The 25,040-nt window shown below is 67.8% G+C and carries 24 protein-coding genes and 2 pseudogenes; 6 read left to right on the top strand and 20 right to left on the bottom strand.

The features are described from left to right. Window positions 1–28: 28 nt before the first annotated feature. Window positions 29–238: pseudogene (locus AC1DF3_RS26440) on the top strand (DUF4158 domain-containing protein); the annotation flags it as partial. Between the two features lie 155 nt (window positions 239–393). Here the strand turns inward: AC1DF3_RS26440 and AC1DF3_RS26435 are convergent. From AC1DF3_RS26435 to AC1DF3_RS26395, 9 genes are all read right to left on the bottom strand, one after another. Next, window positions 394–1,380, bottom strand: coding sequence for a Bug family tripartite tricarboxylate transporter substrate binding protein (locus AC1DF3_RS26435; protein WP_478141384.1), 987 nt, complete (start codon window positions 1,378–1,380; stop codon window positions 394–396). Window positions 1,381–1,411: 31 nt separating this feature from the next. Next, window positions 1,412–2,881: an MmgE/PrpD family protein gene (locus AC1DF3_RS26430; protein WP_478141383.1), complete on the bottom strand. Its 1,470-nt coding sequence runs from the start codon at window positions 2,879–2,881 to the stop codon at window positions 1,412–1,414. Window positions 2,882–2,938: 57 nt separating this feature from the next. Beyond that, the gene (locus tag AC1DF3_RS26425; protein ID WP_286538520.1) at window positions 2,939–3,934 is read right to left on the bottom strand and encodes a Bug family tripartite tricarboxylate transporter substrate binding protein; all 996 of its coding nucleotides are present in this window, start codon (window positions 3,932–3,934) and stop codon (window positions 2,939–2,941) included. A 7-nt stretch (window positions 3,935–3,941) separates the two neighbouring features. After that, window positions 3,942–4,676 carry a Sua5/YciO/YrdC/YwlC family protein gene (locus AC1DF3_RS26420; RefSeq protein WP_478141382.1) on the bottom strand — a complete coding sequence of 245 codons (735 nt, stop codon included), beginning with the start codon at window positions 4,674–4,676 and terminating at the stop codon, window positions 3,942–3,944. Window positions 4,677–4,700: 24 nt separating this feature from the next. After that, window positions 4,701–5,816 (bottom strand): TauD/TfdA family dioxygenase, encoded by a 1,116-nt coding sequence (locus tag AC1DF3_RS26415; protein WP_478141381.1) that lies wholly within the window; start codon window positions 5,814–5,816, stop codon window positions 4,701–4,703. 36 nt (window positions 5,817–5,852) lie between these two features. Next, window positions 5,853–6,836, bottom strand: a complete 984-nt coding sequence (locus AC1DF3_RS26410; RefSeq protein WP_478141380.1) for a tripartite tricarboxylate transporter substrate binding protein — start codon at window positions 6,834–6,836, stop codon at window positions 5,853–5,855. 115 nt (window positions 6,837–6,951) lie between these two features. Next, on the bottom strand, window positions 6,952–7,578 hold the full coding sequence (gene leuD, locus AC1DF3_RS26405) for a 3-isopropylmalate dehydratase small subunit (protein WP_478141379.1): 627 nt from the start codon (window positions 7,576–7,578) through the stop codon (window positions 6,952–6,954). 8 nt (window positions 7,579–7,586) lie between these two features. After that, window positions 7,587–8,987, bottom strand: a complete 1,401-nt coding sequence (gene leuC / locus AC1DF3_RS26400) for a 3-isopropylmalate dehydratase large subunit (protein WP_478141378.1) — start codon at window positions 8,985–8,987, stop codon at window positions 7,587–7,589. Window positions 8,988–8,994: 7 nt separating this feature from the next. Next, window positions 8,995–9,897, bottom strand: a complete 903-nt coding sequence (locus AC1DF3_RS26395; protein WP_478141377.1) for an isocitrate lyase/PEP mutase family protein — start codon at window positions 9,895–9,897, stop codon at window positions 8,995–8,997. Between the two features lie 111 nt (window positions 9,898–10,008). Between AC1DF3_RS26395 and AC1DF3_RS26390 the strand changes: the two genes are divergently transcribed. Next, entirely contained in the window at window positions 10,009–10,809 is an 801-nt protein-coding gene (locus AC1DF3_RS26390) for a GntR family transcriptional regulator (protein ID WP_478141376.1), read from the top strand. Between the two features lie 85 nt (window positions 10,810–10,894). Here the strand turns inward: AC1DF3_RS26390 and AC1DF3_RS26385 are convergent, their stop codons facing one another. Then, window positions 10,895–11,038 (bottom strand): HU family DNA-binding protein, encoded by a 144-nt coding sequence (locus tag AC1DF3_RS26385; protein ID WP_478141412.1) that lies wholly within the window; start codon window positions 11,036–11,038, stop codon window positions 10,895–10,897. A gap of 132 nt (window positions 11,039–11,170) precedes the next feature. Here AC1DF3_RS26385 and AC1DF3_RS26380 point away from each other — a divergent pair, with 132 nt between their 5' ends. The 3 genes from AC1DF3_RS26380 (at window position 11,171) to AC1DF3_RS26370 (ending at window position 13,333) form a co-directional block, all read left to right on the top strand. After that, window positions 11,171–11,590, top strand: coding sequence for a site-specific integrase (locus tag AC1DF3_RS26380; RefSeq protein WP_478141375.1), 420 nt, complete (start codon window positions 11,171–11,173; stop codon window positions 11,588–11,590). A 180-nt stretch (window positions 11,591–11,770) separates the two neighbouring features. Further along, window positions 11,771–12,181, top strand: coding sequence for a hypothetical protein (locus tag AC1DF3_RS26375; protein ID WP_478141374.1), 411 nt, complete (start codon window positions 11,771–11,773; stop codon window positions 12,179–12,181). Window positions 12,182–12,409: 228 nt separating this feature from the next. Further along, window positions 12,410–13,333: a DUF3616 domain-containing protein gene (locus tag AC1DF3_RS26370; protein WP_478141373.1), complete on the top strand. Its 924-nt coding sequence runs from the start codon at window positions 12,410–12,412 to the stop codon at window positions 13,331–13,333. A 164-nt stretch (window positions 13,334–13,497) separates the two neighbouring features. On the opposite strand, the pseudogene AC1DF3_RS26365 reads toward AC1DF3_RS26370, so the two are convergent. Both AC1DF3_RS26365 and AC1DF3_RS26360 read right to left on the bottom strand, forming a co-directional pair. Further along, window positions 13,498–13,792: pseudogene (locus tag AC1DF3_RS26365) on the bottom strand (transposase); the annotation flags it as partial. 205 nt (window positions 13,793–13,997) lie between these two features. Continuing rightward, window positions 13,998–17,462 (bottom strand): hypothetical protein, encoded by a 3,465-nt coding sequence (locus AC1DF3_RS26360; protein ID WP_478141372.1) that lies wholly within the window; start codon window positions 17,460–17,462, stop codon window positions 13,998–14,000. A gap of 136 nt (window positions 17,463–17,598) precedes the next feature. On the opposite strand from AC1DF3_RS26360, the gene AC1DF3_RS26355 reads away from it, so the two are divergent. Further along, window positions 17,599–18,621, top strand: coding sequence for an SGNH/GDSL hydrolase family protein (locus tag AC1DF3_RS26355; RefSeq protein ID WP_286536900.1), 1,023 nt, complete (start codon window positions 17,599–17,601; stop codon window positions 18,619–18,621). Window positions 18,622–18,760: 139 nt separating this feature from the next. On the opposite strand, the gene AC1DF3_RS26350 is transcribed toward AC1DF3_RS26355, so the two are convergent. From AC1DF3_RS26350 to AC1DF3_RS26315, 8 genes are all read right to left on the bottom strand, one after another. Next, window positions 18,761–19,402 carry a peroxiredoxin gene (locus tag AC1DF3_RS26350; RefSeq protein WP_478141371.1) on the bottom strand — a complete coding sequence of 214 codons (642 nt, stop codon included), beginning with the start codon at window positions 19,400–19,402 and terminating at the stop codon, window positions 18,761–18,763. A gap of 103 nt (window positions 19,403–19,505) precedes the next feature. Beyond that, window positions 19,506–20,120: an alkylhydroperoxidase domain protein gene (locus tag AC1DF3_RS26345; protein WP_478141370.1), complete on the bottom strand. Its 615-nt coding sequence runs from the start codon at window positions 20,118–20,120 to the stop codon at window positions 19,506–19,508. Continuing rightward, on the bottom strand, window positions 20,117–20,767 hold the full coding sequence (locus tag AC1DF3_RS26340) for a CMD domain protein (RefSeq protein ID WP_478141369.1): 651 nt from the start codon (window positions 20,765–20,767) through the stop codon (window positions 20,117–20,119). The genes AC1DF3_RS26345 and AC1DF3_RS26340 overlap by 4 nt, the downstream gene beginning before the upstream one ends. After that, window positions 20,764–21,840, bottom strand: a complete 1,077-nt coding sequence (locus tag AC1DF3_RS26335) for a putative FMN-dependent luciferase-like monooxygenase (RefSeq protein WP_478141368.1) — start codon at window positions 21,838–21,840, stop codon at window positions 20,764–20,766. The genes AC1DF3_RS26340 and AC1DF3_RS26335 overlap by 4 nt, the downstream gene beginning before the upstream one ends. A gap of 35 nt (window positions 21,841–21,875) precedes the next feature. Further along, window positions 21,876–22,760 (bottom strand): VOC family protein, encoded by an 885-nt coding sequence (locus tag AC1DF3_RS26330; protein WP_478141367.1) that lies wholly within the window; start codon window positions 22,758–22,760, stop codon window positions 21,876–21,878. 12 nt (window positions 22,761–22,772) lie between these two features. After that, entirely contained in the window at window positions 22,773–23,627 is an 855-nt protein-coding gene (locus AC1DF3_RS26325; RefSeq protein WP_478141366.1) for an ABC transporter ATP-binding protein, read from the bottom strand. After that, on the bottom strand, window positions 23,624–24,472 hold the full coding sequence (locus tag AC1DF3_RS26320) for an ABC transporter ATP-binding protein (protein ID WP_478141365.1): 849 nt from the start codon (window positions 24,470–24,472) through the stop codon (window positions 23,624–23,626). Before AC1DF3_RS26320 ends, AC1DF3_RS26325 begins: the two co-directional genes overlap by 4 nt. Continuing rightward, window positions 24,456–25,034, bottom strand: a complete 579-nt coding sequence (locus AC1DF3_RS26315) for an OsmC family protein (RefSeq protein ID WP_286536892.1) — start codon at window positions 25,032–25,034, stop codon at window positions 24,456–24,458. Before AC1DF3_RS26315 ends, AC1DF3_RS26320 begins: the two co-directional genes overlap by 17 nt. Between the last annotated feature and the right edge of the window lie 6 nt (window positions 25,035–25,040).

Here is a 25,040-nt window from a genome sequence, read left to right as displayed (position 1 = left end):
CGTCCTTTTCGTGCAGAAAGTACGGTTTGACGTGGAGGCGATTCGCCAGCAGTTCCGATCCGACCGCAGGGTCGCAGCCGCGCTGCAGCTGTTGTTGCTTCGCGCGTGTGGCCGCCCAATGGACCCCTTGGCCGTGCTGCCACGCAACCTGCTGCGGTACGTGGCTGAAACGCTGCAGGCCCCGCCACTGACGATCGCGAGCCTACGCAGCCTCTACGAGCGCCGCCCGACGCTGTACGGGGTAGTCGTACTTATCGTGCGGTTTGATACGGTTGCGAGAAATTTCCCTTTGAAGATCAATAGCTTTCGCCGGACGGTTTTCGCGCAGAAGCGAGTCGCCGCAAGTGGTTGTCGTGCATTGGGTTTCTGGCTCCGAGCGTGTCGATCGGCCACTCAATCGAGCGACATCCTCGCGTCGCTCACGATCTTGCCGAGCCGCTGTTTCTCCCTCGCGATCACCTGCGCGAACTCGGCCCTGGTCCCACCCCCCACCTGCGAGCCATTTGCCTCGAATTGCGCCCGCATCGCGGCATCCGTCTTGAAGGCAGTGTCGAGCGCCGCGGCGATGCGGTCGAGCACCGCGGGTGGCGTGCCCTTGGGCGCGAACAGGCCGCCCCAGTGCTGCATCTGGATAGTCGGGAAGCCCTGTTCAGTGGTGGTCGGCACGTCCGGCAACGCGGCGGTGCGCTTGTCGTCGGTGACCGCCACGGCCCGCAGCTTGCCGCCCTTGACGTAGCCCATCACGCCGACCGGCGCCTCCGATGCCAGGTCGATCTGGCCGCCGACGATGGCGTTGACGGTTTCCGAGCCGCTCTTGTAGTGAACGATGGTCACCGGCACGCCGAGCGCGGCGCCGACCATCTCACCGACGAAGTGGCCCGTGCTTCCGGCACCGGCCGTGCCGAAGGTGAGGCCGCCTTTGCGCTTGCCGTAGGCCTGTAGCTCTTTCAGGTCGCGAAAGCTGGCGGTCGCCGAGGCGACCATCACCGAGGGTGCGGTGTTGCCTTCGACCACCGGCACGAGGTCGCTGTCGGCATAGGGCATCTTGGTGCGCAACAGCGCGTTGGCGACCGCGCCGTTGCCGGCGATCAGGATCGTGTAGCCGTCGGGCGCGCTCTTGGCCACGAAGTCGGAGCCGATCAGGCCGCCCGCGCCCGGTTTGTTGTCGACGATCACGGTCTGGTTCAGTTGCTTGCCCAGGCCCTGCGCGATCAGGCGCGCGGTGATGTCGCCCGGGCCGCCAGCCGCGAAGGGCAGCACCATGCGGATCGGCTTGTCGGGCCAGGTGCCCTGGGCGTGCGCGGGTGCCCAGGCGGCTGCGATGACGGTGAGGCCGGCAAATCCGGCCAGCAGCAGGGTGCGACGGTGCAAGGTGCTCATGGTGTGTCTCTCTTCTTCGGATTCAGACAGGTCACTCGAAGGCAGCCGTCGCCGGCGGTGCCAGCAGCGCCAGCAGTTCGCGCACGTCGGCGACGTCCTCGATGCCCAGCGTCAATTCCTCGATCGCCGCCCGGCGCGGCGCGTCGATCAGTCCGTCCGTGAGCGTCCGGTACTTGGCCAACACCTCGGCCGCGGGCAACGGCGACTGGATGCCGCGCGATGCGCCGCGATCGACCTCGATGCGCTGGCCGTCGCTGAAGGTGACGGCCACGCGCACCCGGAACTTCTTCTTGATGTCGCCGCCGATTGCGTCGAAGGCCGGTTCGTGCCGCACCTCGACCTTGCGCAGGAGGTCCCACACGTCGTCCGAGTCGATGCGCGCCGGCGTGAACTGCCGGACCATCGCGGCGCCGTCGATCGCGGCGACCGCCAAGGCGTAGCCGATGTTCATCTGCGCGCCGATCGGCGTGAGCGGCCGCTCGGGCACCCACCAGCCGTGGTGGTACGCCGCGTGCGGCACGTCGCACTCGATGCGCGTGATCTCGCCGGCCACCAGCTTGCGTTGGGCGTCGATGTCGAACAGGGCGTCCAGCGGCGAGTGGATCGCGCCCATCGCCGCATAGGGCTTGATCACGATGCGTTCGACTTCCCAGCGTTCGCCCAGGCCGTCGGTGATCTGCGATGCATCGGGGTCGTGGCCTTCGCCGAAGGTCGACAGGAAGCCGCCGTACTCGCGCTCGAACACGCGCTTGATGCCCGTGTAGCCGCCTTCGGCCAGCACTGCCGCATACATGCCGTTGCGCGCCGAGAAGCCGTGGTGCATGCGCTTGCACATGGCCTCGTACTGGGCGGCCATCAGGCCGGCGGACTGGGTACCGGCCAGGCCCAGCGCGTCCTCGAAGCGGGCCGCGTCCAGGCCGAGCAGCTTGCCCACCGCGGCGGCCGCGGCGTGGGTGCCGAACACCGCGCCCGAATGCCATCCGCGGGACAGCATCTGCGCGCCGTGCAGCGCCATGCCGACACGGGGCCCGACTTCGTAGCCGGCCATCGCGGCCTCGAGGAAGCGCTTGCCGCTGACCGGCGTCTCGCTGCCTTCGGCCACCGCCCACAGCGCCGGCAGCACGATCGATGCGGAGTGCAGCGGGCCGAGCGGATGAAAGTCGTCGAGCTCGAAGCCCTGGATGAAGGTGCCGTTGAGCAGTGCCGCGCCGGGCGCGCTCGTCTTCGCGCCCCAGCCGACGATCGTCCGGTCGCCGATGCCCTCGAACCTGCGCACGATGCCGACCGCGGTGCGCGACCACGGCAGTTGCGCACCGACGATCGCGCAGCCGATTCCGTCGAGGGTCAGCAGGCGGGCACGTTCGCGCGCCGAACCCGACGCCTGATCGAGCCGGAAGTCGGCCAACCACTGCGACAGGCGGCCGGTAGGGCCGGCGGGGTCGGTCGGCGCGCCGGAATAAGACCTGGATGTCGGGCTGGCGGTGGAAGAAGGTTGACTCATGCGTTGCTCCGTTGTGTGCTCGCTGCGGTATCTGAATGGGAAAAGGAGTGCTCGTGCTCAGCCTTCGACCGCGATCTTTCGTTCGGCGATGAGCTTCTTCCACATCGCGCCTTCGGCGGCGATGGTGCGACGCACGTCGGCACTGGGCGGTGCCGCGGTCTGACCCAGCGCTTCGAGCCGGCCGGCCATGCCCGGTGACGCAAGCACTTCGGCCAGGGCCTTGCGGATGGCGAGCACGACGGGCTCCGGCAGGCCCGCCGGGCCCATCAGTGCGAACCAGCCCGGCGCGTCAAAGCCCGGTACGCCGGATTCGGCGATGGTCGGCACATGGGGCAGCGAGGGCATGCGCGTGAGCGAGCTCACGCCCAACGCCTTGAGCTTTCCACTGGAGATGAACGGACCGGTCGCCGATGCAGTGAGAAAGGCGAACTGCACATCGCCCCCCAGCAGCGCGGTGATGGCCGGCGCGCCGCCGCGGTACGGCACGTGCACCGCGAACGTGTCCGTGCGTGACTTGAAGAGCTCGGCCGCCAGGTGGCCGACGCTGCCCGATCCGCCCGAGGCGTAGCTCAGCCTGCCGGGCTCCTTGCGCATCAGTGCGATCAGTTCCTGCACGGTGGCGACGCCGGCGGAGGGCGGCGCGACCAGCACCTGCGGCAGCTGCGACACCATCGCGACCGGCGTGAAGCCGGCGAGCGGGTCATACCCGACATTGCGCAGGGCCGGCACGATGGTCAGCGGCGCGTTGTCCAGCAGGCCCAGCGTGTAGCCGTCGGTTGCGGCGCGCACCACCTCGGCGCCCGCGATGGTGCCGCTGGCGCCGGCCTTGTAGTCGATCACGACCGGCTGGCCGAGCAACCTGCCGAGCGGCGTCATCACCTCGCGCGCGGTCACGTCGGCGGCACCGCCGGGCGTGTAGCCCAGCAGCACGCGCACCGGCCGGGCGGGCCAGGCCTGCGCGTGTGCGCGGGTTCCCCACAACGCCAGCGCCGCGCCGCCGAGGCCACCGGCCAGGACCGCGCGGCGTGCGGGATTGAAAAGGTTCGAGTCCATGGTGGTGCTACTGGACGTTCTTGAGCGCGAACTCGTTGAGGTGCCCCGAGGGCAACGCGTCGACGCCCGGGTCGGCCGGCAGGTCGACATCGAACCAGCGCTTGAGCACGCCCGAGATCAACTCGTAGCAGGCACCGATGCGCACCACTTGCATCGTGTCGAAGTTGATCAGGGTGCCGGCGCGCCGGTAGGTGTGATAGCGGCGCAGGCCGTAGTCGATGGTGATGTCGGCGATCCGCTTGAGCTCGTCGGGAATCTCCTCGACCGAGAAGCGCGTTCCGGTCCCCGTGAGGTTGGCCGACGAGCCGAACAGCGGCACCAGCTCTTCGCGGCTGAGGCGCGTCAGCTCCTTGTGGAACGGGCCCGCGTTGAGCAGCATCCCGATGGTGCCGACGGCCGTGCTGGCCTTGACTGCCTCGTCGTCGAGCTTGCGCAGCAGCGGATGGTCGGGCCTGAAGCTCGCGATGACGCCCAGCGGCAGGTCGTGGTCGACCACCAGCGCCTCGACCATCTCCTGCGCGCGTGGGCTGAGCGTGTGCAGCTCGCGCTGCGTGACCAGGTCGCCCGCCATCGCGTTGCGTTTGTGGCTGCCGCGGCGCTTGGTGTCGTAGATCTTCTTCAGTGGATCCATCGACGCGCCGCAGCAGGCGTAGCCGGTGTCGTTCGGCACGATGGCGATGCCGCCGCGCTTGATCACGTCGATGGTGCGGCGGGCGTCGCCGGCGATGTCGAGTCTGCTCATGTCGTCTCCAGGTGGGTTCAAGATTCAGTCGGAAAAGCGCGGGCCGAGCGCCATGCCCATGGCATGCGCCTGCTCGGCATCGAAGCGGCGACAGGCGTCGTCGTAATGCTGGCCGTAGGCGCCGCCGCGCACCACGCCCGGCTCGATCGATTCGTAGAAGCCGTTCCAGCCGGCCGGCAGGCGCGGCGAATCCGGCGTCGCCAGCCACAGGCGGAACAGGAGGCGCTTCTTGTCCGGCTCCTCCGCGTCCTGAAACTGGGTGCGTGAATGCAGCGCGGTGAAGTTGCTGAGGACCTGCAGGTCGCCCGGCGCCAGCCGCATCGAGTACATGAAGTCGGGTCGCCGCACGATGGCATCGAGCAGATCCATCGCCTCGCGTTGCAGCGCAGTGATGCGCGGCGCACCGGGGAGCTTCTCGCCCTGCTCGACGCGGTTGCGCACCCACATGCAGAACACGTCGTCGCCCAGCTCGCCGTACACCGGCATCAGTCTGAACGGCGACAGTCCCTCGGCCTGTTCGCCCTGGCGGCTGAAAGGCAGCGGGTCGCGCAGCACCTCGGCCAGGTCGGGGCGCTCGGCCCGCAGCTGGCGCCAAGCCGCGATCGCGCTGGCGCACATGCTGTCGCCACCGACCGGCGCCTGGTTGTAGCAACTGAGCAGCACGACGTCGGCGCCGTCGACGTGGAAGTCGAGCTCGGCGTTGGACGAGTAGCCGCGCCCGGTCGGGCTGCGGTAGACGGTGCCGACGTCCTGCACGCGGTTGATGTAGCGCGTCATCCTGTCCTGCGGCCGGGCGACGCCGAAATGCAATCCGACCGCCCAGGTCAGCAACTCGAACTCGTCCGGCGCGAGGCCCTCGCGCGGGAAGCCCTTGATCAACGCCACGCCCAGGCCATGCTGCGCCTCGTCGACGGCGCGCCGGATCCTGGCGAGCGACGCGGCACCGAAGGGGAAGTCGGTGCGCCGGTAGGCCAGCAGCGGCTGGCCCGGGCGATGCGCAGAGCGCAGCACCTGCAGGAGGTCGGCGCGCTCGGCGTCGTCGAAGTGCAGCGTCCAGCGCGCGGTGTCGCGCTCCAGGTCGGCGGCGCGCCATGCGGCGGCGTCGCGACCGATGGCGGCGGATGTGGGGGCGGTGATCACGGATTCGAACTCCTCGAAACGATGGATGGATGGGCGTCAATCGAGCGGGAAGCGCTTCACCTGAGCATCGATGCGCTTCGCTTCACGCTGCACCATGGCCGCGAACTCGGCCGGCGTGTTGCCGACCGGCTCGGCGCCGATCGTGAACAAGGACTTGCGCACGTCCTCGCGCTTGACCGCCTGGCGCACCGCGGCGGCGATGCCCTCCTGGACCTCGGCCGGCGTGCCCTTGGGCGCGAAGAGGCCATACCAGGTGGTCGCGTCGAAGCTCGGATAGCCGGCTTCGATCGCAGTCGGCACGTCGGGCAGCACGGCCGAACGCTTGTCGCCCATCGTCATCACGACCCGGAGCGCGCCCGTCTTGACGAAGGGCAGCACGGCGGTGCTGCCGGCAATGGCGAAGGAGATGTTGTTGGCCACCAGGTCGGTGATCATCTGGCCGCCGCCCTTGTAGTTGGCGACGACCAGCGTCGGCAGCGCGTTCTCCTCACCCATGATGCGCGCCTGCAGCCGGGCCATGTTCTCGGTGGTGCCGACCGAGCAGGGCGTGGCGGCGCTCTTGCAGTAGCGCACCAGTTGCTCCATCGACTTGACCGGCAATGCCGCATTGGCCGTCACCACACCGGGCAGGGCAGAGAAGGCCGACACCGGCGCCAGTTGCGCCAGCGGGTCGGAGCCCTTGAAGGTCGGCAGGTGCTTGATCAGCGTCAGCGACGGCAACTGCACCAGCAGCGTCAGGCCGTTCGGCTTGGCATCGATCACTTTGCGCGTGCCGATGACGCCGTCGGCGCCGGGCACGTTCTCGACGATGACCGGCTGGCCCCAGATTTGCTGCAGTTCCTTCGCCACGACACGCGTCTGTGCGTCGGTGCCACCGCCGGGGCTGTAGGGCACCACCAGCGTCACGGGACGATCGGGTTTCCAGTCGGCGGCGAGGGCTGCGAGGGGCAGGCAGGCGGCCACGGTGAGCGCAGCGACGGCGCGGCGCCGCAGCGAGGGGATGGGAATGAAAGCGGGCATCGGTTTGTCTCCATGAGGGGTCTTTGCACGTCGCCTTGTTCGGCGAGGGATTGCTTCGTCGTCGCCGCGGTCGCTGCGAGCGCTGGTTGCCTTAAGGCTCGGGCGCGCCGGTGGCTCAGTCGACTGTGACCGTGGCGCTCGGCCACGCCCATGGCCGACGGATGCGATCGACCTGCTGCCATTCACGGATCAGCGCGTCGTCCTTCAACGTGAGGCCGATGTCGTCCAGTCCGTGCAGCAAGCCCTCGCGCCGCAGCGGGTCGACCACGAAGCCCGATTCGGTGCCGTCGGGCGCCACCAACTTGCGCGTTGTCAGGTCGACCGTCATCGCCGCGCCGCCAGCACACGCCGCGGCGAAAGCCTCGACCTCGGCCGCCGGCAACCGGATGGGCAGCACGCCGTTCTGGAAGCAGTTGCTGTAGAAGATGTCTCCGAAGCTCGGCGCGATCACGCAGCGAACGCCAATGCCTTGCAGCGCCCATACCGCGCCTTCGCGCGATGAACCGCAGCCGAAGTTGTCCCCGGCCAACAGGACCGGCGCGCCGCGGAACGCGGGCTGGTTCAGGATGAAGTCCGGGTCCTCGCTGCCGTCCTCGCGGTAGCGCAGCGCTTCCATCGCATACGGCCCGAGCTCGTCGCGCGCGAGCGAGGTCAGGCGTTCGATCCGGATGATGACGTCGGTGTCGATATTGGCGCGCGACAGGTGCGGCGCCGCGCCAGTGACGATGGTGAAGGGTTGCATCGACATGTTCAGGCCTCTGAGAGATCGGTGATGACGCCGGCGATGGCGGCGGCCGCGGCCATCGCCGGGCTGGCGAGGTGGGTGCGCGCGCCCGGCCCTTGCCGTCCGACGAAGTTGCGGTTCGAGGTCGACACCGAGCGTTGCTGCGGCGGCACCTGCTCGCCGTTGGCCGCCACGCACATGCTGCAACCGGGCTCCCGCCAGGCGAAGCCGGCCGCTTTGAAGACTTCGTGCAGACCCTCGGCTTCAGCGGCGCGCTTGACGTTCTCCGATCCGGGCACGACCCACGCCGTGACGCCGGCGGCGACATGCTTGCCGCGCACGACGGCGGCAGCGGCGCGCAGGTCGGTGATGCGCGAGTTGGCGCATGAGCCGATGAAGACCCAGTCGACCGGCGTGCCGGCGATCGCCTGGCCTGCCTGGAGACCCATGTAGTCGAGCGCAGCGGCGAGCGTGCCGCGCTGCGCTTCGTCCGCCGCATCGCGCGGGTCGGGCACACGGCCGTCGATCGCGATCGCGTGCTCTGGGCTGGTGCCCCAGGTGATGGTCGGGCGCACGGCCGACGCGTCGATGACTTCCTCGCGATCGAAACGCGCGTCGGCGTCGGTCGGCAGCGCGTGCCACTGTGCGACGGCCGCGTCGAACGCCTCGCCCTGCGGAGCGAATGGACGACCGCGCAGGTAATCGAATGTGCGCTGGTCGGGCGCCACCATGCCGAAGCGCGCGCCGAGTTCGACCGAGAGGTTGCAGAGGGTCAGCCGGCCTTCGACCTCCATCGTCTCGATCGCCGGGCCGGCAAACTCGACGGCATGCGCGACACCTGCGGCGGCGCCGAGCTTGCCGATGATGTGCAGCGCCAAGTCCTTGGCGGTGACGCCGGCGCGCAGCGTACCTTCGCAACGGATGCGCATCTGCCTGGGCTTTTGCTGGCGCAGGGTCTGCGTCGCAAGCGCGTGCGTGCTCTCCGAGGAACCCACGCCGAAGGCCATAGCGCCCAGTCCGCCGTTGGTGCAGGTGTGGCTGTCGCCGCAGATCACGGTGAGGCCGGGCAGCACGATCCCGAGCTCCGGGCCCATCACGTGCACGATGCCCTGTCCCGGCAAGCCCAGATCGAACAGGCGCACGCCCGCCGAGCGCGTGCGGTCGCGCAGCGCGGTCCACAGCTTGCCGCCGGGCGCGTAGGTGAGGCCGTTGCGGCCGGGCAGGGTCGACATCGAATGGTCGGGCGTCGCAAACACCAGTTCGGGGTCGTGCAGCTTCATGCCGCGGCCGGTGACTTCGGCCAGCGCGGGAGGGCCCGACAGGTCGTGCAGCAGATGGCGATCGATGTGCAGCAATGCCCATCCATCGCCCAGGTCGCGTATGACGTGGGCGTCCCACAGTTTGTCGAAGAGCGTGCGCGCAGTCATCGCCGGCTCACTTCTTTTCCGTCGCCGAGGCGGCACTGTGGCGCGAACCGTCCATGGGGGCGCCCGCGTTGAAACGCGTGCGCAGTGCATCCCATTCGTCGGCACCGAACCGGCGGAAGGTCTGCGCCACGTTCTGCGTCACCTCGGGCGGCTTGTGCGTGGCCTTCAGTTGGGCCAGCGCGGCGTCGCCGGCCTGGATGGCGGCAACCAGCATCAGGCCGGGCAGGATCGCGAGCTTGTAGCCCATCGCCTCGGCCTCGCGGAGATCGAAGATCGGTGTGCGGCCACCGGGCACCACGTTCAGGAGGCAGGGGCCACGCACGTTCTTCGGTACCGCGGCCACTTCCTCCAGCGTTTGCGTGGCCTCGACGAAGACCATGTCGGCGCCGGCTTCCAGCGCCGCATTACCGCGCCAGACGGCTTCGTCCATGCTCATCATGGCGCGCGAATCGGTGCGGGCGATGATGAGGAACTCCTTCGAGCGGCGTGCCTCGACCGCTGCGCGGATCTTGGAGACGAACTCCTCGCGCGACACCAGTTCCTTGCCGTCGAGATGGCCACAGCGCTTGGGCGCGACTTGGTCCTCGATGTGGATGGCGGCCACGCCACGCAACTCGTACTCCCGCACGGTGCGGGTCACGTTCAGCTCATTGCCGTAGCCGGTGTCGGCGTCGGCGATCAGCGGCACCTTGATGGCGCGCGCCATGGCGCCCGCGTTCGCCACCATCTCGCCCATGTCGAGCAGACCGAAGTCGGGATAGCCGCGCGCGGCCGAGGTGCCGGCGCCGGTCATGTAGACCGCCCTGAAGCCGGCCTGTTCGATCAGGCGTGCGCCGATGGCGTCGTAAGCGCCGGGGGCGATCACCATGCCGGGCGCGGCAAGTTGTTCGCGGAGGGAAGGAGTCGTCATGGGGAGGGCCTTTCGTTGTGTCGACGCCGGGCGGAATCGGGTGCCGCCGTGCCTGAGTTGTATTAAGAATATCACAACATAATGACATGTCAACACGTTATCCTTCGCGTCATGAAAACGCCGACGGCCACCGCCTCACCCTTGAATGCCGCGAGGGGCACCGCGCTGCATCGCCAGATCTTTCTTGTGCTGCGCGACGAGATCTCCCGCGGGCTGTTTCCCGACGGTGCATTGCCGAATGAGGAGGCGCTGGGCGAGCGTTTCGGCGTGTCGCGCATCACGGTGCGGCGCGCGCTGGCCGATCTGGCGGCCCTGGGGATGGTCGAGCGTCGACATGGCCGTGGCACCTTCGTGCTGGGTGCGCCCGCGCTGGCGCGCCCGGCGCCGAGCCTGAGCGTGATCGACAGCCTGCGCCAGACGGCGACCGAAACGGTGGTGCAGGTGCTGCAGGTCGAGCAGGCCGTGCCGCCCCGCGACGTCGGTCTGCTGCTGCAGCTGGCGGCCGGCGAAAAAGCGATGCATGCACTACGGCTGCGCATCAACCGCAAGGGGGAGCCGGCCATGCTGACCGATGCCTGGGTGCCGGCGCACCTGGGCAAACGCGTCACCGAAGCGGCCCTCAAGAAGATGGCGCTCTACGAGATCCTGATGGCGCAGGGCGTCGAGTTCGGACGCGTGGTGCAGGAAATCAGCGCGACCGTCGGCGACCCGCAGCGCGCCGGCCTGCTACGCACCGAAGTTGGCGCGCCGATCCTGAAATTGGTGCGCCTGATGCACGACATGGACGAGCGCCCGGTGCAGCACCTCACGGCGTACATGGCCGCCGACCGTGCCAGCGTGCTGATGGAGATTGCCGGCGCTTCCGTCAACACGCTCACTGCGGGGCAAATCGTGCTAGATGGACATGCCTGAACGCGCTGCGGGGGTGAGCGGGCGACTCCGCATGGGGCCGCGCGGACGCAGCCCGCGGCCCGCGCCATCTGCCGTCGGGGCGGGCCTATGCAGCGTTCACCGCATCCTCAAGCGCCTTGCCCGCGGTGAACTTCACTGCCTTGGTCGCCTTGATGGTGATCGGCTCACCAGTCGAAGGTTGCCGAACTGGGCGGCGGGCGATGGCGCACCACGTCTCCAAGCAGCGCATTCCGTGCGTCGACCCTGCGGTGAAGGCGGTGCTGGAGACCTGCGACGACTCGCTCAAGGGAATGCGCGACCGCGCCCTCCTCCTCTTCGCCTGGCCTCGGGCGGGCGCCGGCGCTCGGAGGTTTCAGAAGCGGTGTTCGAGAACCTGGACCGCGGCGATGAGGGCGCCTACCTGTACACGCTGGCAAGTTCGAAGACGAACCACAACGGGAAGATCCGGCCGGAAGATGTGAGGCCGGTGGAACCCCTCTTCCGGCGCATCCTCAAGAACGGAAAGCTCGGCACCGCTGGGCTCTCGGGGACGGCGGTACGGGACATCGTGAAGGCGCGGTGTGCGCAGGCCGGTGTGGGAGATGATTTCTCGGCGCATTCGCTGCGGTCGGGGCTCGTGACCGAGGCCGGGCGGCAGAACATGCCGCTGCAGGAAACGATGGCGATGACGGGGCATCGGAGCACGGATACGGTGGCGGGATACTTCCGTACTGGAGCCGCCCAGGTGAGCGCGGTGGCAAGGATGATGGACTCGGGCAAGCAGAAGTCTGACAAAGCTTGAGTGGCGCTGGGGGCCCGGACATGTCCGGTGTTCAACGCCGAAGCTGGCGGAGCCATGCATCGACAGAGACGTTGGACCGATAATCAGATCGGTCCATTTGTGCGCGCCATCGGGCCTCACAGGGTCGAGGCTGGGGAAGCAAGAGCCGTTCGGCGCGAACGCCAACCGATGGTGACAACCATGAGCATTCCAGTCGAATTGCAAAACCTGGCAGAGGTCATGACGCGGTACCGCTTTGCCTACCTGCTGACGGCCAGCGCGCATGGCGCCCCGCATGCGGTCGCGGTGGTGCCGATCCTCGAAGGTAGCGTATTGGCGATTGACGGCATTGGCCGCCGCACACGCAACAACCTGATCCAGCAGCCCGCCGTCGGGCTCGTCTGGCCGCCGCGGGAAGAATCCGATTACTCCCTGATCGTCGACGGGCAAGCAGCCCCGGATGGCGAACTCCTGCGGATCACGCCGAGCCGAGCGGTGCTGCATCGACATCCACCCGCGCGCCGACCCGACGCGGTCGAACAGGGGGCCTGTGGTTCGGATTGCGTAGAACTGAAGATTCCAACCGATGCTACAGACGTCGGCCGCCCCTGATTCCGGCGCCGCTGCAGCGCCGGTCGCCGCGGTCACGGTCCATCGATGCAACTCCTGCCTCCAAGGCTCCCGCCTCGAACTCGAATAGCGGCCTGCAAGAAGCGATGGCGGTCCCGGACTGCGTACCGCGCTCCAGGTGATCGCGCTGCGCTGGGATACATGAAGCCGGACGCGCCGCCTCGCGGCGCTGCAGCGCCGTTTTCGCGCAAGCAGGAAGACAATGCGTGAATGTCGCACGAGGAACCCCCCGCTTTTCGGAGCCTGACCGGCCTCTACGAGCCGTCGGCCATCCAGCAGTTGCCGGACGGGCGCTTCCTGGTCGTCGAGGACGAGAAGGACCATCCGTTCAGTGTGGTCACGATCGGCGCGGATGGGCATGTCGAAAGCACCAGCCTGACGCCGGGCCTGCTTCAATTCTTCAGCGACTTCTGGAAGCTAGACGACCTCGAAGGGCTTGCGCTCGACCAGGCTGGTTTCCTGTACGCCGTCACTTCGCATTCCCGGGACGACGGCGGTGACGAGAAAAAATCCCGCGAGCGGCTGGTTCGCTTCCGCATCGAGGGGAATCGGGTCGTGGACCCCAAGGTCGTCGGGAACCTGAAGGATGCACTGACGGCACAGCATCCCGTCCTTGCTTCGGCCGCCGGGGTCCGGGATGTCAAGGCCGATGGCGGGCTCAATATCGAAGCGTTGGAGATCAGCCCGAACCCGCAACGACTGCTGGTGGGCTTTCGCAGCCCGTTGCACAACGGCCGCGCGATCATCGCGAGCGTCGAGAATCCCTCCGGCATCTTCGAAGCCGACGAGGCACCCCGGATCGCCAGCGATCTCGACGAGCTGGACCTGGACGGTCAAGGCATCCGCGGGATGGCCTACATTCCCTCGATCGGCGACTACCTCGTCATCAGCGGCCCGGTGTCGCGCGGTGCAGGTCCGTTCGGCCTTTGGCGATGGAATGGATCGCGGGGCGCTCCCGCGCGGCGTGTGACGGTTCCCGGTCTCTTGAATCTGGGACGCGCCGAGGGAGCCAGCCCGGCGCTCATCGACGGGGTGGAACGCATCGTCCTGGTGCGCGACGACGGAGACCGGAAGTCCGGACGACCCGCCAGCTACCTCTTGTTGGACCCCGATCAGCTGCGAATCGCGCCCTGAGGGACCGGGCGATTCGAACACGACGCCGACGGCGAATTCGCGGAACGTGCTCGCCGCGCAAGGTCGCCTTGGACTGTCGCCTCAGTTCGGCGTCGGCCGGGTGGCCTCGGCGCGCATTTGCACCGGATTGGGCATCGAGGAGATGACCTTGCTGTTGACGGGGCGCTTGCTGCTTTCTTCCCTCGATCCGTGGGGTTGGGCCCACGGCTTTTTGTGCCAGTGGCGCTTTCATCATCGCGCCGTCGACGCTCTGCCAGCGCCAGGCGATGCCCTGCATCTGGTCGTGCTCGCCAAGTCCAGCTTTCCACGGAGCTTCGAAGAAGCCTGCAGCCTCCCATTCGAGGAACCGCTTGTGAGTGGCGCTTGCACCGCCGACGCGCGCCTCGGGCAGCGCCTTCCATTGGCAGCCGTGCGCAGCACATAGACGATGGCTTCAAACACCACTTGGCTTGGGTGTGGCCCTACCCTGCGGCAGCGACAGCTGACACATTACATAATTGTCCTTCGGTCGCACGGATCTGTAGGAGCGATTTATGGCAACCGGCGAGCCCGCCTGGGACCACCTGAGGCCGCCGCACCTGAGCGCCTTGCCTGCAATTCAGTGGAAGCTCCAGAATCTGGCGCTCAAAGCTACTAACCAACGACGCAACGTCGCGAAGCCGGATCAAGGTGCGCCAGGCCGAGGGCCGGACGGCAGTGCCGGGCGCGACGCTCCACAATCGAGTCCGAGCCTTAAGACGCATTCCGCCTGGCGATCCAACGCCTCCCGCGCGGCGGGTGACAGGTACCAGCCGAGCGGCACCAAGGTGGACTCGGTGGTCTGATCCAGCAGCCAGGGCTTGGTCGGTGCCAGATCCGCACCCATCGCGGCGACCGCCTGCCTGCCTCGCGCGCCGATGCCGGACACGTTCAGCAAGGTCACGGGAGGCCCCAGGAAGTCCACGTAGAGTCCCCAGGAGGCATTTTTCTGCGGCAGCGCCAAGTCTTCATCGAATCCTTCGCCTCTCAGGCACTGCTCCTTGGGCTCCCTGGACCCCTGCTTCTCGCAGCTCGGCGCGACCTGACCGTTACGGATGAGCACCAGTTGTGCCGTCCACCCCAGCGGCAACTTGTCGCGCAAGGAGCGAAACACGTCCGAAAGACTCTCCACGCCGCTGTTGTCGTGGTATCCGCCGTCCGCTAGGTGACCGATCACCTCCCTCGAACCTTGATGCTCCTGCATCGGCACCGGCTCCAACGCTCCGAGGGGATTGATGAAGGGAAAGCGCGCCGCTGCGTGGGCCGCTGTGATAAGACTGGGCTGGGACCCGACCTCCGCGATCACGTCCTCGCTCCCCGGCGTGTCGCGCGGGCTCAGCCGCATCGTCGACAAGGTCGCGCGGTTGCCCGATTCGACCCACGTGCTGTTGAGCATCAACTCGGGCTCAGCCTGATTCGGATGCGACGGCGCAAGCGAATCCGCCAGCGCGGGAAACTGCCGCATCCATTCCCGCTCGAAGCCCAGCGCCCGGCTCAGGAAGCCGCAGCCGGGCTGGCTGCAGATCAAGGGTTGGCCAGCCCTGTACACCGGAATAATCCGGGCAAACACATCCTCGAACAACATGGCTCCCAGCAAGGGAGACAACGCATCGAGACGCGCAAAGCGTGTCTTGACGCATGGGCTGACTGGAGCGCCGGCGGGTGTCTGGCGCAGGCAGGCGACGTACACGGCCTCCCCGACCGCACCGCCGGACACGCCACTGAGCGCCACGGTTCGGCTGTCAAACGAGGCGATGCCCGGCCGATCATGGAGCTTGGCCAGAATCAGCGCAGTCCAATATGCCGCCCGGATGCCGCCGCCCTCGCTGGCGACCAGGTAGACCTGATGGTCCGCCTTGGTCGGCGCGACGTTCTTCAACGAGGAAGCCCGTTCGGCAACCACGCGCTCCAGAGTTCGATTGGCGGGAACGGGATCGGTGGGACGAAGCAGCGGTCGCGTATCCCGATCGATGACGTGAAGACCGATGCCGACCACGGCGACCAGCGCAACAGCCAGCAGCGAACGGCCCAGACGTTCATTGGGCTTCCACGGACGTACCCTCGGGTCCTCCCTTGATGTCGCAGGCCTGTAGAGCAGCACGCCCCACAATACCGCGCTCATCGCGGCAAGAAGGCCGGTCACCATCAGCCCGTTTCTTCGCAGCGTCGCGAGCGTCGCGTCGGCCACCCCCGCGAGGGTGTTGAGCGGCATGACGTGGTTGTCCGCAACCTTCAACAGGCCCAGAACGCCGACGACGCCCAGGACGGCCAATCCCCACGGAATGGTCTGGCGCTGCTCGGCCAGCGAAATCGCGCCCACCACGCCCATCCACCAGACGAGAGCCAGACACAGCAACGCGAAAGTCGCCGGCGCCTGCGAAGTGGTATCCGGCCACCATGCCATGCATGCACGCAGGACCAGCATCAGGAGGAGCGCCACCAGCGGCAGCGCGATGGGCCTGGTCAACGGGACCAAGGGGCGAACCAGGCGTGCGATCGGCTTGAGCCTCCTGAACAACGGCGCCAGCTTCGAGCGGACGAAGTGCAGGCATCCTGTCGGCGCGGGGTCTCCCGCGTCCATGCCGTCGTCGTCATGCCGAGGCTTGATGATCGTACCCGTGCGCAGCAGCATGTAGACGTCGGATTCGCTGTTGTAGTAGTCGCGCGAATCCTTGAACGACAGCTTCCGGCGCAACGCCAGGAACGCAAGACCGCTCGCGATCGCGGCCATCGCGAACAGGCCGAGGTACACGAAGGTCACGAAAAGACCGCGGTCGGCAAGCGTACCCCGGCCCGCCCGCGCCGCCGCGGCCGCATCGCCGGCAGTGTGCGCGACGAGCACGCAGAACATGACCAGCGGCACCAGCGACATCGCCCGCGCCCATCCTCTCGCAAACTCGCCCACCTGCCTGTAGACATCCTTGCCGCCCGGGAGTGCGAGCCCCGGACGCTCGACCATTCCCACGAGCCGGGTCCACAGCCAACTGGAGTAGGCCAGCATGCCGACGGACACGGCCCCGATCACCAACACCGCGAAGCTCCACGCGCCCGTGCCGGGCGGCGAAGGCTCTTCCTGGCTGCCCAGGGGTCCTGCAAGCGCCAGCAGGACGTCCCGACATTGGTCGAGCGCCAGCGTGAACGCGGCGAACAGGCCCAGCAGCAGCAGGATGTAGCGGGTCCGGCCGACGATGCCCATCACACCCGATCGCCAAGCGGCGCGGCGCTCCGACATCTCTTCCTGCTCCTTGTCATGCAGGTCGAGATCCATCCCGAACCACCACACAACCGTCGCCACCATGATGGGTGTCAGCGCCAGCATCACGGCGATGGGCTTGAATCGATGGGCCCCGGCGGTGAACGCAGAGAAGGTGGCGCTGGAATCCGTCGGCGCGCCGCATTGGCCCTGCGCGTAGATCAGCAGGCCCAGAACGCCCACGGCGACCAGCAGCGCCACCGTGTTCAGGCATGCGTGGGTCTTCTGCTTTCGCGGGGGCACCGTCACCGTCCGCCAGAACATCGCGAACAGGATGACTGCCATCGCGAGGCTGGCGAGGAAGGCCCAGCCGTCGACGCCGATTCGCACGACGGCGCCGAAATTCTCGATTCCGTCGACCGCCCAAAGGACGAAAACAACGATCCAGCTCACCGGCAGCAACGCGAACTTCAGCCGGCCCTGCTGCAACGCGCCGCCCAGCGCCCGCGCTGCAGCCAAGATCAGCGCCCCGTAGAGGGGCGTGAACAGCGCCGTGTCGAGCAGGACATATGCCGCGGCGGCCGGCCAACGCTCGGAAACGGGGAGGCACCAGTTGCGTACTGCGGCAAGCACCGTGGATGTGGTCGACCACCCTATCAGATCCTCGATGCCATAGCCCGACGGCAGCTTCAGTGCCTTCTGCAGCGCAAAGAGTACCAATGCCACGATCCCGCAGCCGGCCGCGAGCCAGGAGAGCGATGCGAAGGAAAAACCGGTCGAATCGCCGGACCCGGGCAGAGAGCGGGTTCGGTCCGAGGCACCTCTGCCTCCGCCTCCGTCATCGACGGTCTCGACCGGTGCGTCCTGGTCGGCGTCTGCGGCGTGGGCCCTTTCCAGCTCCTCGATCACTGCGCTCATCACGACCTCCAGTCGTCGGGTCCTGCGCCCCGGCCTCGACAATTCAACCTGTTTTGTTCAGCGCTTGGCAATCCTCCATCCGGAGGATGCCGCCGCCGCACGCGCGCACTAGTGTGCAACGCGAGGAGGCACCGTCATGGCTGTGATCACCCAATACTCCGCCCTGAGCAACCAGGGACTCGCGAGCAAGACCTGGCGCCGCATGGTTCGCATCGACACGGTCGGCGCCGACACGTCTGTGGTCATCAAGGCCATGACCCAGCTCGCCCTGGACTGCCTCGTCTACGCCGAAGGCGACTCGTGGTTCGACAAGTTCACCCCGATCCCGAGCGAAGGAACCAATCTCCTCGAAGAGATCCGCACACCCTATGTCGCCGGCGTCGTCGATGTCGCGCACATTGGCGACGAGGCACGCGACATGGTCCGAGGCTGGCAGGCGAGCCGGACGCGGGAAATGTTCAGGCTCTTCCCCTTCAAGGCGATCCTGCTGTCCGCCGGCGGCAACGATCTCAAGAACCTGTTTTCCGATCTGTTCGACAACAAGGGGCTGCAGAGGGCGGGGCTGACGTCCCGTCTCTCCGCCAGCGACCTCGAAGGCCTGGCCACCCCAGCCAGCTACACGGCCTTCTTCCGGGACGTCATCACGAGCATCCAGCGCTTCGTCGACATACGCGACGACGCCCAGGACCCGGTCACGCGGAAGGCGCCCATCTTCCTGCACGGCTACGACTACCTGCAGCCTCGTCCGGCCGGCGCGACGATCTTTGCGGGCACCAAGATCGGCCGTGGCCCTTGGCTCTATCCCTCGCTGCTGGCCGCGGGATTGACTGACGTCGAAATGAGATCCGTCGCCGACGCCATCGTCGACGAACTGAATCGGCAGCTGCAGCTTGCCTTCGCCGGTGCGCCGAATGTCCACGTCATCGACCAACGCGGCCTGCTGACGCCTGCCGATCCCCAGACGAGGCAGGCTTCCAACGACTGGCTCGACGAGATCCATCCGACCGAGCGTGGGTTCGCCAAGCTGGCCACGAACCGCTGGGAAGTCGAGATTGCGAAAGCGCTGGGATGGTCACCGGCGGCGGGCGATCTACAGGATCCTCTGCCCACCAGCAACCAGAGCACCGCGCTCGGTGGAGGATCGGCTGCCATCGCATGATCGATGCCGCACGAAGGCCAGATCAACCCGGCTCCGATCGCGCCTGCGATCCAGAAGGCGCTAGAAGCTTGGGAGCCAAGCGAGCCGAGGAAGCGCAGCGTGCGGCCAGCGAGATCATGTTCCCTTCGCTGCCGGACGGCTAGCGGTTCGGCTGCGGCGTGATGCGCAGGTAGGACCGGATCGCCTTGAAGCCCTTCGGAAAGCGCTCGGCCAGCTCGGCCGGGTCCTGCAGGCTCGGGAGGATCACGACGTCGTCGCCGTCCTTCCAGTTCACCGGCGTGGCCACCTTGTGGCTGTCGGTCAGTTGCAGCGAGTCGATCACGCGCAGGATCTCGTCGAAGTTGCGCCCGGTGCTCGCCGGATAGGTGATGGTGGTGCGGATCACCTTTTTCGGATCGATCACGAAGACGCTGCGGACGGTGGCCGTGGTCGAGGCGTTCGGGTGGATCAGGTCGTAGAGGTCGGCCACCTTGCGGTCGGGGTCGGCCAGGATTGGAAAGTCGACGGTGGTGTTCTGCGTCTCGTTGATGTCACCGATCCATTGCTTGTGCTTGTCCGCCGGATCGATGCTGACCGCGATCGGCTTCACGCCGCGCCGGGCGAACTCGCCCGACAAAGCCGCGGTCTTGCCGAGTTCGGTGGTGCACACGGGCGTGAAATCGGCGGGGTGCGAGAACAGCACCACCCACGAGTCGCCGGCCCAGCGGTAGAAGTCGATCTCGCCTTCGCTGGAGTCCTGGGTGAAATTGGGGGCGGTGTCGCCGAGTCGCAAGGTCGTCATGACGGCTCCAGAAAGATGATGAACGAATCGATTGTGTGGAGCCCCACGAGCGGCCCCAACGAATGTCTTGTTCCTTCGGTATCGGGATTCCGCATATGCGGCTTCAGGAACGAGGTGCGCTCCTTGCTGCAGGCTCTCCAAGCGAGAGCATGAGCCGGTTCGCCCAGTTGAAGAATGCGGCGCCATGGATGACGTCCGAGATCGCGAGATCGTCCAGGCCTGCTGCACGCAGCCGCGCCACATGGGCCGGACCGAAGGCGATCGGTGTCGACGTCAATGCCACCGACGCCTCGACGATCGCGTCCCAGCGTTCGTCGATTCCGGTGCCCACGCCTTGCTCCAGCAAGCGCTGCACGTCGCCCCTGCGACCGGAGAAGTGCGACGCGAAGCGCGCATGCACCGATGCGCAATAGATGCAACCGTTGTGCCGCGAGGTCGCGGCGGCGGCCAGTTCGCGTTCGGCGCGCGGCAGGCCCGCTTCCGGGTTGTAGAAGATGTCCTTGTCGGTGCGCGTTCGGGCACCGAGAATGTCCGGGTCGCGCGCCAGCAGCATGAAGTACGGCGACTTCGCGCGAGAAGCGTCCACCAGCCCCGCCCAATGCCGGTCGGTCAGTTCAGTCTCGGGCAGCGGCGGCAGCCACGGAAGCCAATCGAGCTCGTCCTGCGTGAACGCGTTGGGCGCGATGTTGCCCGGGTGTTTCAATGTCGCGAGCGTCATGATGCCAACGGCTCCTGCTTCGAAACCACTGGGGCCGGATGGTCCGCCAGCACCTGGAGGCCCGTCACCACGCGCACCTGGAACGCGAGGAACGCCACAAGTTGCGACAAGGTCACGATGTCCGTCGGAGACCAGCCTGCATCGAGCAGGGCCTGCAAGTCCTGCGCGCCGGCATCCCTCGGATGGAACACGAGAAGGTGCGCATGCTCCAGCGCGGCAGACAGGCGCGCTCCGAGGATGGTCCTCCCCGCGTCGCTGACCCGCCAGGACGGCCCCGGCGCGTCCTCCCTGCTCAACGTTCCCGCCGGGAACCGGCCGTAGGGCCCCGCGGCAGTACCGGCTGCGGCCTCGACGGCCAGGGCATCGGTCAAGCGCCGTGAGGCATCCTGCCGGGTGACGCCGCCCGCGTAGAAGCAGCTGGCCTGCGCCTGCCCCTGCACGGCCGTCACGAAAGTGGCGATCGCGAATCGCTCCTCCGAGGTGAAGTCGCCCGCGGCGAGCAACCGAGGCTCGAACAAGGCCAGGTAGCTTTGCTGACTGTGGATGCGCGCTTGCGCGCGCCCTGCGCGTATCGCGTCGAGCGGATGGCCCGGCGCGATGCCGGACAGCTGGTCGATCACGTCGGGTGTCGTTGTGTGGGTGGTCATGCGGCAAGCGCTTGGGTTGGTTTGTGGGCTGCTGGTGACGGCTCCTGCCGCGACCAGCCAAGGGCCGGTGCGACCCGGGTGGCGATGAGTTCGATGGAGCGAAGAATGAGTGGATGCGGCGGATCGACCGAATGCACCTGGAACACGATGTCGGTCACCCGATCGAGCACGCGGTCGGCGCTGAGCGAGGCGATGACGTCTTCGACGGTGCCGACGTGGACGTCGTAGCCGGCAATCAGCTCTTGCAGCGAGGCGTCCGCGCCGGGACGGCTCGGGTCGCCGAAGCGCGCGACGCTGCGGCGCAGGCCGCGCTCGGCCAGCCGAAGCGCCTCTGCACGGTCGTCGGCGACGAACACCGAGCGGGAGCCCATGATGCGCGGCGCGCGGCCTGCGGGCAGCCGTTCGAGATACGCGTCGATGATGGGATCCTGGAGTTCGGCCAGCGATGCGCGAGGGTCAGCGCCGGGCCGAGGCTGGGTGCGCGAAAGCATCAGCCCGTCACCGGCCTCCCCCGCCCGAATGCCGCCACCCTCGGAAAAGGTCGCCTGCCAGACCCGGTCGAGCAACTGCGGGGACGAGGGATAGAGATGGTCGCCACCGGGCAACGGGCGTCCGGCCCATGCGTCGCGCACCAGCGCCAGGTGGCGCGCGAAGACTTCCGCACGCGCCTCGCTCGAAAGTCCGAATGCAGTGAAGGACGAAGGCGTTCCGCCGGTTCCGACGCCGAATTCGAGTCGACCGCCCGACATCAGGTCGAACACCACCGCATCCTCGGCGACGCGCACGGCGTTCTCCAGCGGAAGCGTCACGACGCCCGTGCCCAGGCGAATCCGACGGGTGCGCGCCGCCACATGGGCCAGGAAGACGAAAGGTGACGGCAGCCCGCCCTCGGCCTCGTGGAAGTGGTGTTGCGCCACCCAGGCGGAATCGAACCCGAAGGCCTCGGCATGGGCGATCTGCTCGGCGACCAGCCGATAGCGTTCGGCGGCCGGCGCGTCGTCGAGAAGACGGCTGAAGAAGCCAAGGCGCCTTTTCGTCGGCGCCGCCGCGGGGGCGAGAGAAGGCGAAGACAAGATGGGAGGTCTCCTGGACTGCGGATCGTCTGGCGTCAAAGGAAGGCGGGACGGGCCGAAGCCTCGTGCCTGCGTGGCGATTCGCCGTGCCCGTCGAACTCGATGCTCGCGCCGTGCGTGCGCGCCAGGTCTGGCGACAGGGGCGCACCGGCCAGCGAAGTCCGAAGCACGACGGCGAAGGGTCCTTCCCCGTTCAGGGCGAGCCGCGCGCCGATCGGGTCGGCGCCCTCGCCCTCCAGGTCTTCACGTTCCTGTGCGCCGCGCGTCGAAGAAAGCACCAGCGTGCTGTTGCCGAGCTCGATCAGCGCCAGTCTCGAGCGTCCCCCTGGCAATGTGACTGCGCCGCCGACGCGAGCCGAACCGGCCGCTTCCGGGTCCCCGAGCAGCGCCCTGTAGCGCGCCAGCGTGGCATCGAGATCGCGCACCGCGATCGACAGGCTGGCCACGCCCGTGGCGCCATTGGGGTGCACGCGGGCATCGCCTTCCGGCACGCGAAGGTTGCGCGGCGTGATGTCGCCGCACAGGAAGGGAAGATCCGGTGACGGCGGCCGCGCCGTCTGCCAGCGCAGGCGCTCGCCATCGGGCCGCACGCGTCCGCCGTCGAGCGGGCCGTCCAGCACGAGGCCGCGGCGGGCGGCTGCCTTCACGGTCTCGGCGGTGTTCTGCGGCAGCAGGGCGAAGTCCACGATGCCTTCGCCGTGGCGCTGAAGGACTTGCCACCAGCGTTCTCCGGGAGCCCGGGCCTTCCACGCGATCAGCTCGAAGTAGCTGCCGTCGGCAAAGACCACCAGCGCGTTGTGCGTCGCCCGCCCCGGATGGTCGCCGCCGCGCTGCACGTTGAATCCGAGCGCCGTGTAGTCGTCGATGCTCGCTTCGAGGTCGTTGACGGCAATGACGATGTGGTCGAGTTGAAGTGTCATGAGACGGGTCTTTCAGGAGGCGGTGCGGGCAGCGTCGCCGCCCCCGAGGTAGGCGTCGCGGATGCGCGTGTCGGCCAGCAGCTCCCTGGCGGAGCCCTGCAGCACGATGCGCCCGGTCTGCAGCACATAGCCGTAGTGCGCGATCTGCAGCGCCAGGCTCGCGTTCTGCTCGACCATGAAGACCGAGACGCCCTGCCCGTTGATGCGGGCGATGAGTTCCAGCACCTTGTCCACATACAGCGGCGACAGGCCCATCGTCGGCTCGTCCATGCAGAGCAGCTTGGGCCGGCCCATGAGCGCACGCGCCATCGCCACCATCTGCTGCTCGCCGCCCGACAGGGTGCCGGCCTGGAAATCGATGCGTTCGGCCACGCGCGGGAAGAGTTCGAGCATGCGGCCGAGGTCTTCCGACACGGCCTTGCGGTCGTTGCGTGCGTAGGCGCCCATGAGCAGGTTCTCGCGCACGGTCATCGCCGGGAACAGGCGGCGCGCCTCCGGCACCGAACCGATGCCGCGCCGGATCACCTGGGGCGTGCCGAGGCCGAGGATCGATTGCCCGTCGAAACGCAGCTGGCCCGAGCGCGGCTTGAGCAACCCCAGCACGACCTTCATCGTGGTCGACTTGCCGCTGGCGTTGCCGCCGAGCAGGCTCACGATCTGGCCGGGGCGCACTTCGAGGTCGAGATCGAAGTGCGCCTGCACGGGGCCGTAGAAACTGTTGATCTGCTTCAGTTCGAGCAGCGCGTGCCGGCCGCCCTCGCCTTGCGACCGGGCGGACGGCAGAGACGCGCCCTCGTCCCGGTTTCCGCCCCAACCGGATGTCGGCGCCAAACCCGTGCGGGCGACCGTCGAGGCGAGCGCGCTCATCCTGCCACCGCCTCTGGCAGCGCGCTGCCGACGTGACGATGACCCAGGTAGGCCTCGATCACCCGCGCGTCGTTGCGCACCGCTTCCGGCAGGCCTTCGGCGATCTTGCTGCCGTCGTCGAGCACCACGACGCGATCCGAAAGCTGCATCACGAGGTCGAGCTTGTGCTCGATCAACAGGATGGTCTGGCCGCGCGCCTTGAGCGTGCGGATGATTTCGAGCATCTCGACAGTCTCGCTCTCGTTCATGCCGGCCGTGGGCTCGTCGAGCAGAAGCAGGCGTGGCTTCGACGCCAGCGCACGTGCGATTTCCACCCGGCGCCGGTTCGCGTACGAGAGGCTGTACGCCGGATGGTCGATGCGCGGCGCGAGCCGCTCGCCGAAGAGCGCGATGATCGCGAGCGCCTCTTCGCGCAGTGTTTCCTCCTCGCGCGTGACCGAGGGCGGCTGCACCAACGCCAGTGCGAGTTCGGCCAGTGCCGCCACGCCCGGCACGCCCCCCATGCGCGGCTTCACAGCGCGCAGCCGCGTGTGGGCGCCGACCAGCACGTTGTCGAGCACCGTGAGGTTGGCGAACACACGCCCGTGCTGGAAGGTTCGCGCGAGACCGCGCTCCGCGAGCCGCGTCGCCGGCCAGCCGGTGATCTCCTCGCCATCGAATTGCACCAAGCCCGCGTCGGGCTGGTCGAGGCCGGTCACGAGGTTGAACAGGGTCGTCTTGCCCGCGCCATTGGGTCCGATCACACTGACCAGTTCGCCCTCGCCCAACTGCAGGTCGACCGCATTGACCGCGGTGAGACCGCCGAAGCGTCGCGTCAATCCGGCGATCTCAAGCAGCGAGGGCATCCGCTTCCTTCCGGCCGGCATTCGCGGCGTCAGCCTTCGAATTGACCAGCTTGACCTCAGCACGGATCGACTGCGGATTGCGCAGCAGGTTGAGGATCGGGCAATTGCGCTCGACGGCCGCGAACAGCGCATCGATCTCTTCGCGGCTCGCCGGTGAATCGATGTGCACCGTGTAGCCGATCTCGTGGGGCCAGATCGGCGTCTGCTCGTGCCCCGGCTTGCCGCCGCGCGGGTCGATGATGCCGGTCACCTCGACTTCGAGGCTTTCCAGCGGAACTTGCCGCTCCGCGGCCTGGATCAGGAAGATGTGCGTGACGCAGGTGCCGAGCACGCCGAGCTGCAGTTCCGGCGAACTCGGCCCGAGGTTGTAGCCCGCGAAATCGGGCGGGCTGTCGCTGATGACCTGGTGATCCCGGATGCGCAGGCGGCGCACGCCGCTGCGGCCTTCGGCGCGCACATGGGCCTTGAGCTGGAGCGGCTGTGCGCTGCCGGCCTCGATGGCGGCATTGCGCGCGAGCACGGCGGCGCGCTTCTCGGCAAGGTAGTCGTTGAGTTGGCTCATGGTGCG

The sequence above is a fragment of the Variovorax sp. 10N432 genome, from assembly GCF_056394465.1.
Note: the sequence above shows the minus strand (reverse complement) of the source record. Positions and strands in the feature narration are given on the sequence as shown.